Annotated in this window: 12 protein-coding genes; 2 read left to right on the plus strand and 10 right to left on the minus strand. The window is 35.6% G+C overall.

Annotated features, from left to right (window positions below; all coding sequences use genetic code 11):
* Window positions 1–20: 20 nt before the first annotated feature.
* The 4 genes from BUB96_RS03040 to BUB96_RS03055 all read right to left on the minus strand — a co-directional run bounded on the left by BUB96_RS03040 (window position 21) and on the right by BUB96_RS03055 (window position 5545).
* A complete protein-coding gene (locus tag BUB96_RS03040; protein ID WP_073296213.1) occupies window positions 21–1871 on the minus strand; it encodes an ABC transporter ATP-binding protein in 1851 nt (616 codons plus the stop codon).
* Window positions 1871–3595 (minus strand): ABC transporter ATP-binding protein, encoded by a 1725-nt coding sequence (locus tag BUB96_RS03045; protein ID WP_073296216.1) that lies wholly within the window; start codon window positions 3593–3595, stop codon window positions 1871–1873. Before BUB96_RS03045 ends, BUB96_RS03040 begins: the two co-directional genes overlap by 1 nt.
* Window positions 3596–3616: 21 nt before the next feature.
* Complete coding sequence (locus BUB96_RS03050; protein WP_073296220.1) at window positions 3617–4243, minus strand: TetR/AcrR family transcriptional regulator; 627 nt, start codon at window positions 4241–4243, stop codon at window positions 3617–3619.
* Window positions 4244–4384: 141 nt separating this feature from the next.
* Window positions 4385–5545 carry an AI-2E family transporter gene (locus BUB96_RS03055; protein ID WP_073296223.1) on the minus strand — a complete coding sequence of 387 codons (1161 nt, stop codon included), beginning with the start codon at window positions 5543–5545 and terminating at the stop codon, window positions 4385–4387.
* Window positions 5546–5719: 174 nt separating this feature from the next.
* Here BUB96_RS03055 and BUB96_RS03060 point away from each other — a divergent pair, with 174 nt between their 5' ends.
* On the plus strand, window positions 5720–6748 hold the full coding sequence (locus tag BUB96_RS03060) for a lactonase family protein (protein ID WP_073296225.1): 1029 nt from the start codon (window positions 5720–5722) through the stop codon (window positions 6746–6748).
* A 599-nt stretch (window positions 6749–7347) separates the two neighbouring features.
* Here BUB96_RS03060 and BUB96_RS03065 read toward each other — a convergent pair.
* Together BUB96_RS03065 and BUB96_RS03070 are read right to left on the minus strand one after the other, a co-directional pair.
* Window positions 7348–7842 (minus strand): PTS sugar transporter subunit IIA, encoded by a 495-nt coding sequence (locus BUB96_RS03065; protein WP_073296228.1) that lies wholly within the window; start codon window positions 7840–7842, stop codon window positions 7348–7350.
* 36 nt (window positions 7843–7878) lie between these two features.
* Window positions 7879–8352: a hypothetical protein gene (locus BUB96_RS03070; protein ID WP_073296231.1), complete on the minus strand. Its 474-nt coding sequence runs from the start codon at window positions 8350–8352 to the stop codon at window positions 7879–7881.
* Window positions 8353–8550: 198 nt separating this feature from the next.
* On the opposite strand from BUB96_RS03070, the gene BUB96_RS03075 reads away from it, so the two are divergent.
* Window positions 8551–9369 carry an undecaprenyl-diphosphate phosphatase gene (locus tag BUB96_RS03075; RefSeq protein WP_073296265.1) on the plus strand — a complete coding sequence of 273 codons (819 nt, stop codon included), beginning with the start codon at window positions 8551–8553 and terminating at the stop codon, window positions 9367–9369.
* A gap of 128 nt (window positions 9370–9497) precedes the next feature.
* Here the strand turns inward: BUB96_RS03075 and glgA are convergent, their stop codons facing one another.
* The 4 genes from glgA to BUB96_RS03095 all read right to left on the minus strand — a co-directional run.
* On the minus strand, window positions 9498–10937 hold the full coding sequence (gene glgA, locus BUB96_RS03080) for a glycogen synthase GlgA (protein ID WP_073296234.1): 1440 nt from the start codon (window positions 10935–10937) through the stop codon (window positions 9498–9500).
* Window positions 10934–12118: a glucose-1-phosphate adenylyltransferase subunit GlgD gene (gene glgD, locus BUB96_RS03085; protein WP_084136776.1), complete on the minus strand. Its 1185-nt coding sequence runs from the start codon at window positions 12116–12118 to the stop codon at window positions 10934–10936. The genes glgA and glgD overlap by 4 nt, the downstream gene beginning before the upstream one ends.
* Window positions 12108–13253: a glucose-1-phosphate adenylyltransferase gene (locus BUB96_RS03090; protein ID WP_073296240.1), complete on the minus strand. Its 1146-nt coding sequence runs from the start codon at window positions 13251–13253 to the stop codon at window positions 12108–12110. Before BUB96_RS03090 ends, glgD begins: the two co-directional genes overlap by 11 nt.
* 157 nt (window positions 13254–13410) lie before the next feature.
* Window positions 13411–13899, minus strand: a 489-nt coding sequence (locus BUB96_RS03095) for an RNA-guided endonuclease TnpB family protein (protein WP_143274267.1), incomplete at its 5' end; no start/stop codon positions are given.

Below are 13899 nucleotides of genomic sequence, written 5' to 3' on the forward strand. Positions count from 1 at the left end.
TTGTTTATCCTTTATTCATTTTAAGCAAAAGCTTCATCTTCTGGAGTAGCAAACTGAGCATTATAGATATCCGCGTAGAAACCGCCTTTATCCAATAATTCTCTATGTTTACCTGTTTCTACAACATCCCCATGGTTCATCACAATAATCTTATCCGCATCTTGAATCGTAGATAAGCGGTGAGCCACCACAAAACTTGTACGTCGTGCAAGAACATTTTCCATAGCCGTTTGAATCAACACTTCTGTTCGTGTATCAACAGAAGAAGTTGCTTCATCTAAAATTAAAATATCTGGATCGGCTAAGAAAGCTCGAGCAATAGTAATTAATTGTTTTTGTCCTTGAGAAATGTTTGTTGCTTCCTCATTTAAAACTGTGTCATACCCTTGAGGTAAACGACGAACAAAATCGTCCACATAAGCAGCTTTAGAAGCTCTCAGAATATCTTCAGCTGTCGCTTCGTCATTTCCATAAGCAATATTATTCCAAATGGTTCCATTGAATAACCAAGTATCTTGTAAAACCATTGAGAATTTTTCCCTTAATTCTTCTCGATCGATATCTCGAATGTCCTTACCGTAATAACGAATACTTCCGCCATTAACATCATAAAATCGCTCCAACAAGTTAATAAGAGTTGATTTACCAGCCCCAGTAGGTCCGACGACCGCAATCATTTCTCCAGGCTCAACTTGTAAATTAAAGTCAGTCATCAATAATTCTTCCATATCACTATATTTAAATTGAACATGTTCAAATTCAACTGCATATGGTGAGTCTTCTTTGACTTCTACATTTGAATGGATTTCTTCCATTTCAGGTTCATCTAATACTTCAAAAACACGTTCACAAGATGCAATAGTTATTTGAATATTATTCGCTAACTGAGCAACTTGTCGAACCGGTTGAGAAAACCGGTTCACATATTGAATAAATGCCTGAACATTTCCTAAAGGAACAGCCCCTCTAAGCACTCCAAAACCACCATATAGAGTGATCCCAAAAATACCTAAATCTCGAGCAAAGTTCACAGCCGGCATCATAATTCCAGAATAAAATTGAGCTTTCCAAGACGCTTCATATAAATCATTACTATGATCGGTCAAACGCGAAATTTCGTCTGCTTCTCGATTATAGGTTTTAACAATTGTATGTCCTGAATAAACTTCTTCTACTCGATCATTTAAAGAACCGACGACTTGTTGTTGTTTTGAAAATTGTTTTTGAGATCTCGGAGCAATAATCGCAATAAATAAAGTACTGAGTCCCACACTCGCAAATACGATTAAAGACATTTTTACATCTACAGAAAGCATAGCAACCAGTACAGCTACAAAGGTTACAATGGCCATAATAAATTGTGATAAGGAGCGCTGTAAGGTATTCGCGATTTGTTCCATATCATTTACCGCACGAGACATAACATCTCCAACAGAATTGGTATCAAAGTATTCGATAGGAAGTTGTCCAAGTTTTTCTTTTAGATCTTTTCTCAAATCATAAACGGTTCGTTGAGCAAGCACACCAGTAATGTAACTTTGTGCATATCTAAAAATAGCTTCTAAAATATACAGAGTTCCTAAAAGCAATAAGATCCGAGCAATGGCCTCAAAGTCAATGGGGAAAGTCGTCACTGTTTCGCCTGCTTCTCGCAGTGCAAGCCCTTCTTTAAAACCGTTAAAGATTTCAGTTGTTGCATTTCCTAAAATAGTCGGTGTAAACGCTGAAAAGAGCGCAGCACCTGCCGCAAAGAATACTGTGGCAACTAAAGCCCAAGCACGAGTCGACATATATCCAATTAATCGACGGACAGTACCCCAAAAGTTTTTAGGCTTTCGTGCACGCAATGGTGCTTCATTATTTTTAGCCATTAAATATCCTCTCCTTTCATTTGAGATTCAATAATTTCTTGATAAACTTCATTTGATGCTTTCAATTCTTCATGGGTTCCTTTTCCAGCGAGTTCTCCTTTATCTAGAACTAGTATCTGATCGGCATCCACTACTGTACTAATTCTTTGCGCAATAATAATAACAGCTTTGTCTTCTGTTTCTGGCTCTAAAGCTTTACGTAATTGAGCATCTGTTCTAAAGTCAAGCGCAGAAAAAGAATCATCAAAAACTAAAATTTTAGCATCGGTTGCTAAGGCACGGGCGATACTTAGACGTTGACGTTGCCCACCAGAAAAGTTGGCTCCCCCTTGTTCGACTCTAGAATCTAGGCCATCTGAAAGATTCGACACAAAATCTGCTCCTTGTGCCACTTCTAAAGCATGCCATAATTCTTCATCCGTTGCCTCTTCGTTTCCATATTTCAGGTTTTCACGAATGGTTCCTGAAAATAACAAGGCATTTTGGGTTGCAAAGCCAATCATTTCACGAAGATCATGTTGGGTAACGTGTTTAATATCTAATCCGTTTATTTTTATTGAACCTGACTCAATATCATATAACCTTAAGATTAAGTTCGCTAAGGTCGATTTCCCAGCACCTGTACCTCCAATGATGGCAATTTTTTCTCCATCTTTTAAAGAAAAATCAATATCTTTCAAGGCTAATTTTTCAGCACCTGGATAGCGGAAATCCACATGATTAAACGCCAAACTAACTTCCTTCCCATATGCATCTAAAGTAGCTGGTCGATCTGTATCTACAATTTGATTTTGAGCATCTAAAATTTGATACACCCGTTCAATCGCCACTTGCATACGTGGAATCATCGTTATAATCATAGATAGCATCATAATACCCATTAAGATATTAAATGAATAAGAAGTAAATGCGACTAAATTTCCAACCGCCATTTCACCTACACTAATGTATTGTGCACCGAACCAAATAATCATGATAGAAGTTGCACTTGTTAGCAAAATCATCAATGGGTCTAAAAAAGACATATATATATGGGCGGCGATAGAAGTTTGAGCATAGTCTTCATTTGCTTCATCAAATCTTTCTTCTTCATACTCTTCACGGTTAAACGCTCGAATAACACGAATACCCGTTAAACCTTCTCGAAAGATTCGGTTCAATCTATCGGTTTTTATTTGTATTGAACGAAAGAGCGGATTTACTTTTCTTAAAATAATAACAATGAAAAATAAAAGAATTGGAACAATGATTAAAAATACAAAAGCAAGTTTTGGTTCTCTTGTAAAGGCTAAGGTCGCAGCCACTAAGATTCTTAAAGGGTCCATAATTAAAAATCGTAAGGCCATCACTAACACTTGTTGTATTTGTAAAACATCACTGGTTGTTCGAGTCATTAGAGTGGATGTTCCAAATTGATCAATTTCTTCGTTTGTGAAATTTAATATCTGATCAAATAATTGTTCGCGTAATTTAGCTCCGACTGCTTGTGATTCAGTGGAAGATAGGTAAACCGCTGAAATAGCACTTGCAAAGCCAAAAAAGGCTATTGCTATCATGATCAAACCATATTTTATAATATAATCTATATCGCCCGTGGCCACACCATTATCTATGATTTCAGCCGAGATTGTGGGGATTGCTAACATCGAGACTACCTGAATAACTAAAAATATAAATAGCCATGCTACTCGTTTTGGATTGAGCATTTTAGTTATTCTTCTCATACTATCATCTACTTTCTGTTTCTATTTTTCTTTTTGAATGCCATAATAAAGCCATTCCACTGCTCGGAAACTTCTCTTTTTGATACCTTCCAAAGAAAGGTCATTAACAAATCCATCAAGAATCATATGATGAATTGTATTGACAATAAAATAGATATATTCCAATACTTCCATATTATTTTCAGCTTTTAAATTTTTTATATTTATAACTTTTAAAAACTGTTCTTGTTGTTTTTTACGAAAGGTGGGTTGATCGGATAAACTGAGGATGCCATTTTGACCAATTAAATGATGATTGACGTATGTGAATGTATTTTTATAAAAGGCGAAGTACTTTGAATTCACAATCTCATCAATATAATGATCATAGAATTCCATCAACGAGGAGTATAAATCTCCTTCATTGTCCTTTAAGATATGAACTAAATCTTCTCGATGTTTATTGTATAAATCGGCAACTAAGAATTGATATAGATTTTCTTTATTGTCAAAATATTGATAAAAACTTTCTCTAGAAATATCTGCATTTTTTACGATATTTGTTATAGATGCTTCATTAAATGGATGAGCTGAAAACTCAGTCAATGCCGCATGGATAATGCGTTCTTTCTTTTGCTGACTCAAATTTTGAAATGTTTCCGTATACATGGTTTTCCCTCCTGACAAACCTTATTAGGCAAACAATACATTTAATCATTGTAGCTCAAGTCTACATTAAATTCAAATGAAAAGAAAACAACCAGCCTAGAAAAACTGGTTGTTTCATTTAAATATTCTATTTTTTTATCTTTATTTTTCTGGATTTTCTTCATAAAAATCGTAATTTTCTTTAAGCCAGTCAAAAAACAAATTCCAAATGACTCGTAGAATACCAAATCCTGGAACAGCTAATATTAGCCCCATAAAACCAAACAAACTTCCGGCGACTAATAAAATAAATAAAATGACCAGTGGATGTATTTCTAATTTATTTCCTAATATTTGTGGACTAATGACTCGACCTTCTAGCGTTTGTTCGATCACAATAACAATAATCACTTTCACTAACTGTACTGGCGAAATAAAGGCCCCAATAATTAAAGCAGGAACAGAAGCCATAATCGAACCTAAGTAAGGAATTAAATTTAAAACACCTGCAAGAATCGATAGAATTAAAGCATAATCTAAACCAATGACTAAATAACCAATATAAAACATAATGGCTACCGAAACAGCGACCAACAACTCTCCTCGCACGTAAGAACCTACTTGCTTACTTGATTCTTGTATAAATCGAATCATAACTGGACGAGCACGTGTTGGCACAACTTCTAGGATTGATTTTTTAAAACGTTCCCCATCCACTAATAAATAATACAAAACAAAAGGAATCGTGGCAATTGTAAGCAAAACTCTTGTAATAATTCCGGCTACATTTCCAATACTCCCTATAGTCGCTGTAAAAATATTGCTCATTTGATCCGTGACCCGATTCATAATATCGGTGGCCTGAAATTGTTGGTATATTTCCGTAAAGCCTTCATTGTAGAGTAAGTCTTCAATTTGTGAAATCACAGAATCCCAAATCTTAGGAAACTCTTCAATTAACTGATTAAATTGATTCTGTATACCTGGAATAATAAAAGCAATCGCTAATACAACCACTAAAATAATCGCCACAAATACAAGCAATACCGAAAGCGGACGAGATAAGCCTTTTCTTTCTATAAAATCGACCATGGGTTTTATGAGATAGTAAAAAAGAATCCCAAAAATAACCGGAGGCCCTACTATGGAGAAAATCAACTCCAAGGGTGTAAAAAGATGCAATATTTTTGTAAAAGCAAAAATCGTTAGAAACGTAAGCAGCATAATGAACAAGATTGAAACAAATTTATTATCTAAAATATATTTCCAAAACCATGTTTTTTCAATTAATTTTGTTTGTTTTTTGTTTTCCTGTTGTTCCATAATTTTAATCTCCTTTACAAATAACATTTATTTCTTATTCTACCATAACATTTTAACTTCTTTTGGACTATTTTACTTTATTTGAAGAGAATAAACGTTTTGAGTAGGAAGACTTGATTTAGTTTTGTTATACTGTTTATATAAGGTAAATTTGAAAGAGGAGGATATATAATAATGTCAACACAATTATTATTAGGTACATATACTCGCAGAGTGAGTGAAGGGATTTACAGCGCTGTTCTTAATCCAGTAACGAATCAATTAGATGAAGTCACTCTACTTGCAGAAGTGGGTAGTCCAACATATTTGGATACAAACGAAGATAAAAGTATTATTTATTCAGTCATTAGCGAAAATGATAAAGGTGGAATTGTCACTCTTGTTAAGCAAGACGATGGGACTTATAAACGTCATGCAGAGCTAGTAAAAGACGGTGCTTCACCATGCTATGTTGCATTTGATGCTAACCGTCAATATCTTTATACATCTAATTATCACAATGGCGAGGTAGCTGTTTATAAGACAGATGTAGAAGGTAACTTAGAACTTCTAGATATGGTTGCACACACAGGCAGCTCTGTTCATGAAAACCAAGGTAGTCCTCATGTTCATTATAGTGACTTATCTCCTGATGGAAATTTTGTCATTGTTTGTGATTTAGGAACCGATGAATTATACACATATGAAGTAACTGAAGAAGGAAAACTTGAAGAGGTAGTACGCCTGAAAGTTGCTCCCGGAACTGGTCCACGTCATATTGCCTTTAGTCCGACACTAGAAGTCGCTTATCTTTTTGGAGAATTAAGTAATGACGTTTTAGTTCTTGATTACAATCCAATGACCGGAGAGTTTACAGAAAAACAAACGATTTCTACTATTCCAGAAGATCATACAGGCTTTAATGGTGGAGCAGCGATTCGTGTATCAAGCGATGGACAATTTGTTTACGCTTCTAATCGTGGTCATGATTCTATTGTAGTCTATAAAGCGGATGAAGATGGTAAACTAACGCTTGTTGGTTATACTCCTACCGAGGGCGAAACACCCCGTGACTTTAATTTTGATGAAACAGAAAATTATTTAATCGTAGGACATCAAGATTCAGATAATTTAAGTTTATTTGAAAGAAACCAAGAAGATGGAACATTAACCTTGTTGCAAAAAGATGTAGAAGCACCTGAAGTCGTCTGTGTCGCTCTTTAAATCGTTTCTTTTAAAATTTAATTGAATTTCTGTAAAGAAATCATTAGAGCCTAGAACAGAATTATTGTTCTAGGCTCTTTTTTACTTTATTAGATGGGTAACTGATTTAGGAATTTTTTTAAGTATTCTAAATCCAATTAGAGAAGTTCTATTAGACATGAAAGGCGTTCTCTGTCTAATAGGACAGGACTAAACTGGATAATTTTAATGTACAATACAGAAATTCTGAACACACAGAAATCTCGGGATTTATTTATTAGACATTTTTTCGAAAAATGTCTCGTATTTTTAATTTATTAGACATTTTTTCGAAAAATGTCTCGTATTTTTAGTTTATTGGACATTTTTCAGGAAAATGTCTCGTATTTTTAGTTTATTAGACATTTTTTCGAAAAATGTCTCGTATTTTTAGTTTATTGGACATTTTCTGCAAAAATGTCTCGTATTTCTATTCTCCTGCTTATTCAATAACCAAAAAGACTAACTGAGCCTTTCTGCGTCGTATTTTACCTAGGAGGACAATTATTGCTTCTTTTTTTCCGTAAAAAAAGATCGGCAAAGAAATTTGCCGACCTTTCGTCAATAAGGTGATACGTTTTTTATTTTGCTGTAACCGATCCAATGACTTCTCCATGCGTTTGAGGGCCATTCTGGTCAATCGTAAAGTTGTCAACATCATCCATATTGGTGAAGACAATAATTACTGTATCGGGTTTATCAAGTTCCTTTAAAGCCTCTAAATCTACTTGAGCAATTTTTGTTTCGCTCGTAATTTTGTCTCCTTCAGATACAAACACTTCAAAAGGAGCCCCTTCTAATTCAACGGTATCTATTCCAATATGAACCAAAACTTCAATGCCATTGTCGGTTTTTAAACCAAGCGCATGTTTTGTTGGAAAAACAGAAACAACTTCCCCTTCAACTGGTGGATAAATCTCACCGTTTGTAGGTTCAACTCCATACCCATCCCCCATCATTTTTTGTGAAAATACGGGATCTGAAACATCCTCAATTGGAATCACTTCACCATCCACTGGATTATAAAGCTCGATTGTCTTCTCTTTTCCACTTTTCAAAAAATCAAATAGTCCCATTTCTTTCTCCCTCTTTCTATGTTTTTTTATTTATAATTAATTCATTCTAAATTGTCCAAACACGACCAATAATGTGACCGCTAAGAGAACCCCGGTAATGATGTAAATCGTTTTTGGCTGAAAGTGCCATTTCTCTAATTCTTCAGGTTCTACCTTTTCGGCATCCACCTTATAAGGCAATTGGTACCAAACAATTACAGTTAAAATAAGTCCAAAAATATTTTGTGCTAAAAATTGTTGGACAGCTGCTAACTTTAAAAAATTATCTGCTAGCCCTGTTTTTGATTTTTCTACCGGATGGGTGACCGTCATGATACCTGCTAATCCGTAATTTACCATTTGAAGCATAAGATTTAAGGCAACGCCTGGTGCCAACTCTCCCTGCTGTGAAGCGTTGGGGATAAAAAACAGAAAATAAAAGGTCGGAATTAAAAGCCAATACCACTTTAAAATCGACCATAAGACTGATTTCGGTTCTTCTTTTTCAACTTCTTTTCGTTCAAAAGCCACAAATTTTCCTCCTATCCATACTTTATCATTATAAACTACAAAGCGCTCTCATTTCCACCTTAAGACGAGTTAAATTTATGAAATCTTTAAGAAGTTCCTTCGATTCTTTAATTTCTTTCATCAATTATTGAAAATTACTTTGGTTTTCCATAAGATATGGGGTATCATGTTCAAGTAAAAAAATTGCTAGGAGTGTATATATTGTTAATTGAAATTTTAAAATCTATTATTTTAGGAATCGTTCAAGGGATTACTGAATGGTTGCCTATTAGTAGTACCGGACACATGATCTTAGTCGACGAATTTTTGGTCTTAGATCAAAGTAGTCAATTTAAAGAAATGTATTTTGTAGTTATCCAATTGGCTTCCGTACTTGCAGTGATCTTGTTATATTTTAAACGGTTGAACCCTTTTATGCAGCCAACGAAAGAAGCCAAACAAAGAACTTGGAATATTTGGATCAAAGTGATTGTCGGAGTAATCCCGGTTGGAATTATCGGTTTATTGTTTGATGATTTAGTCGATTCTTATTTCTTTAACTGGCAGACAGTTTCTATTGCTTTAATTGTCTATGGGGTAGCATTTATTATCATTGAACGTCGAAATAAAGCACGAACCATGCCCATTAAAAGCTGGGATGACTTTTCCTTTATGAAAGCTTTTCAAGTCGGACTCTTTCAGATTTTATCTTTGATTCCTGGAACATCTCGTTCAGGCTCAACGATCGTAGGAGGAATTTTACTCGGAACAGATCGTCCGATAGCTGCCGAATTTTCTTTCTTCATGTCCATTCCTGTAATGTTAGGAGCGAGCTTAGTCAAACTCTTTAGTTTTGGATTTAACTTCACTCCTGAAGAATTAATTATCCTAGCAGTAGGCTGTATTACTTCGTTCTTAGTTTCAATCGTAGCGATTAAATTCTTAATGAACTACATTCAAAACAACGATTTCAGTTCATTTGGTTGGTACCGAATTGTTGTAGGAGTTCTTGTCATCTTATACTTTAGCTTCGCTTAAAAACACGACATAAAAACGAGTAACGATATCAAAAAGTTACTCGTTTTTAATTTGTCTTTTTTTAAACAGCTAGCACCCCATCGTATTTTACCTTGAGTTCATGCTTAAGTTATAAGCACAGGTGAGCCCTAGGCAGTTAAAATTTTGTATTGATCGATATAGGCTTGTGCGGCCTTGCTCCAACTATGATTTTTTTGCATGGCTTGGCGAATGAGTTGATGCCATTGCTCAGGGAAATCATAGTAAATCGTAAGTGCATGATCAATGGTATGTAGCATCGTCTCTGCAGTAAAATCATAAAAGGAAAAACCAGTTCCGGCGCCCGTTTCATGATTATAAGGAATAACCGTATCCGCTAGTCCACCCACTTCATGGACAATTGGCAAAGTGCCATAGCGCATCGCATTTAATTGACTTAATCCACAAGGTTCAAAAGCTGAGGGCATTAAAAACAAATCACAGCCTGCGTAGATTAATTGTGCGAGATTTACATCAAACTCAAGTAGCCCTTTGAAATTTTCGGGGTATTTTTCCATATAATAACGAAAGGTGTCTTCAAAGTAGGGTTTCCCTGTTCCTAACAAAACTAGTTGAACATTTCTAAATCCGAGTAGTTCATCCAAGCTATCAATAATTAATTGGATTCCTTTTTGTTCATCTAAGCGAGTCACAATCCCCATTAAAGGAATATCAGGATCAATGGGTAAACCAAAATGCTCTTGTAATGATTTTTTATTTACTTCTTTTCCTTTTAAATCGTCTATAGAAAAAATAGCGGGTAAAGTCTCATCGGTCTCTGGATTATAAAGATCATAATCAATCCCATTCAGTAAACCGACCAGCTTATTCTCCACAGCTTGTAAGTCTTGCTCAAGGCCCATACCAAACGCTGGGGTTTGAATTTCAAGGGCATATGTTGGACTTACCGTTGTCACTAAATCTGAATAATAAATCCCACCCTTAAGAAAATTCACATTATCATAAAATTTTAATCCCTGTTCATGGAAAGCATCATAACCTATCCCAAATAGATCAGAGAGGACATATTGATCATAAATTCCTTGAAACATTAAATTATGAATCGTTAAAACTGTACGTGTGTTTTTCAATTTATCTTTCCATGCATACTTGTCTTTTAAAAGGACTGGAATAACAGCGGTTTGCCAATCATTGACATGGAAAATATCTGGAATATAATCTATCACTTCTAACATCTCAATCGCGGCTAATTGAAAGAACGCAAAACGTTCTGCTTCATCTTCATAGTCGTATAAAGAGGGTCGATCAAAATAATATAAATTATCAATAAAGTAATAAGTAACTCCCTGCAATTTTAATTCTTTGATGCCACAGTATTGGTTCCGCCAGCCCACTTCAACTGTAAAATTAGTCACATCTTTTATTTCCTCTTTATATTTATCAGGAATCAGTTGAACAAAATAAGGAAGAATGACCCGTACTTCGTGATCTTTTTGGGCTAGTTCTTTCGGCAAAGCCCCTAGAACATCCCCTAAACCTCCGCTTTTAAAGAAGGGAGCACACTCTGTTGCCGCAAACAATAATTTCATTTGAATCTTCCTTCCACAATTTCACCAGAAGATAGAACACGTGCTCCTTTTGGAATAACCAATGGATTCCCTTCTGTACCTTCTAATGTAGCCCCTTTTTCAACATAAACCCTCTTATCAAGAATGACATAATTTAAATGGACCCCTTCATCAATAAAGCAGTCTTGAAGAACAATCGAATGGTTGATTTTTGCATTTTTTAAGACCAGGTTTCTCCTTGAAATCAATGAGTTTTCCACTGTTCCATATATTTCTGAATCATTGGCGAGCAAAGAATTTGTTACATTCGATCCTTTCCCATAATAAGTAGGGGCTGAATTCTTGGATTTAGTAAGGACAGGAGATTCTCGATAAAATAAAGCATTGAAGTTATTTTCAATTAACATATCCATATTGGCTTCATAGTAACTTGGAATATCTTCAATCGGTTTTAGATACCCTGTGTATTCATAGCCTTTCACTTTAATATCAGAGTGTTCAATGGCTTTCTTTAGCACATTTTCTACAGAAACTATTTTATGTTCTTCTTTTAACTGCTCTAAATATTCTAAGAAGATGGATGTTTTTGCGACTAAAATGTTTAAGCCAAAAGCAATAGGCGCTGGATCATATGGAAGATCGACTAAAGGGGTAACCCCAATAATTTCATTTCCATCATTCTTTTCAAAATCATAGGTTGAAAAAATAGTATCTTTTTTTACCGCATTTCTTACAATTTTTTTATAAGCTACTGTAATATCTGCTTTTTCATCTAAATGGAATTTTAACAAGGAATCCATTTCCACATTTGCCAAAATATTAGAGCCTATTAGGAGAACATATTTTGAGTTCGCTTTATTAATAAAAATTTCGTGATCTTCATAATAGTCTCTGTAGCCATCTTCTTGAATAGTCTCAGATTTCAAACGAACTTGCGAATGCGTGAAAACTCCTCCACCCGAAACATTATCTAAGCCCCAACTTGTACCTGAACGCATATGGTCATAAAGGGAACGACCAGAACCAGAAATAAAAAGAGAGGCGGAGCGTACTTTCGCGTTAAATAAACTTGAAAAAGGAAAGTCAATTAGACGATAACGACACGCAATCGGCAAACTGGCAACGGGCCTTCTCCTAGTGAGAGGTAATAATTTATTTTCTTCTTCAACTAAGTTCAATATAGCAGCATATCTAGTCTTCATCTTTATAGCCTCCTACTCTTTCTTCGTTACCAACAACAGCGATATTCCCTTTCTCACCTATTAAACGTGCGCCATCATACAGATGCGCATTTTCACCAATAATGGCTTTTTCAATGAAACAATTTTCTCCAATGACTGTATTGGGCATGATAACACTATCTTTGACCACCGAGCCTCGGCCAATCTTTACATTAGTACTTAATATGGAGTGCTTAACCTCACCTGCTACATAACACCCGTCCGTAATCATAGAATCATTGACTTTTGCATCGCCCATAATTTGCTGAGGGGTTGTATTTAGGATTTTTGAAAAGATTCGCCAAGAGGAATCACGGATATCCAATTCATGATTAGGATCTAAAAATTCCATATTCGCTTCCCAAAGACTTTCAATCGTTCCTACATCTTTCCAATAGCCTTCAAATTTATATGCATAAATTGATTCACTATTTCTTAAATAAGCAGGGATAACATGGTGCCCAAAATCATCCATCGGTGTTCCTTTATCTACCGCATCTTTAAGGTATTTCTTCAAACGAGACCAATTAAAGATATAAATCCCCATGGAAGCTAAATTTGATTTTGGTTCTTCTGGTTTTTCATCAAATTCAACAATCCGCCCCGATTCATCCGTATTCATAATCCCAAACCTTGAGGCTTCTTCCCAAGGGACAGGCATAACGGCGATGGTAAGTAAGGCATTTTTAGCTTTATGATACTCCAGCATCTTTTCGTAATCCATTTTATAAATATGGTCGCCTGATAAAACCACCAAATATTCAGGATCGTATAAATCGATATATTCAATATTTTGATAAATAGCGTGAGCAGTTCCTTTAAAGAACTTTTCCCCATCAATACTTGAATAAGGTTGTAAAATAGTCGCTCCACCACTATGACGATCTAATCCCCAATTTTCTCCATTTCCAACGTGCTCATTTAATACAAGCGGCTGGTACTGCGTCACAACCCCTACCGTATTTATTCTAGAATTTGCACAGTTGGACAAGGCAAAATCAATAATGCGGTAATTCCCACCAAAGGACACGGCGGGTTTAGCGGTTTGTTTGGTTAATTTTCCTAAACGCGACCCTTGTCCACCAGCTAATATCATGGCTACTGCTTCTGTTTTCATATCATACGGAAGATAAACTTCCTTCGCTCCTTTACTTATACTTTCGATTGGTTATAAACATTCATCCTTTACTTTCTTTTGAACTACTCCACCTTAAATCCTTTGGATTTTGAAGATGGAGATTCCTAAGAACTCCAACCTACTGGTCGGATTTTGATTAGGCTAACCCCGTAGTCCCTACGGTCTTGGAAGCTAAAATTCTTAAGGCTTCCTGTTTCAGATTTATGCTTGCGTTAATATCCCTGTCCTGATGAGCATGGCACTCTGGACATTTCCATTCACGAACAGTGAGATTCTTAACAGCTTTATTTTGATAGCCACACTCAGAACACAGTTGACTGGACGGGAAATTCCGTGCAACAACGACAAGTTCTTTCCCGTACCATTTTGCTTTGTATTCAAGCATGTTACGAAATTCTGCCCAACTCACTTCTGAGATGGCTTTGGCTAATTTGCGATTCAAAACCATATTCTTTACCAACAAATCTTCGATGCCGATAATGTCGTGGTTTTTGACAATCTCGGTCGAGATTTTATGCAGGTAGTCGGTTCGTTTGTTCTTAATGCTTTCATGAATCTTCGCAACTTTGATGCGTTGTTTTTGATAGTTCTTGGATTCCGATAGCTTACGGCCAACCTTGAGAGC

Source organism: Atopostipes suicloacalis DSM 15692, assembly GCF_900129085.1.
GTDB classification, from domain to species: domain Bacteria; phylum Bacillota; class Bacilli; order Lactobacillales; family Carnobacteriaceae_A; genus Atopostipes; species Atopostipes suicloacalis.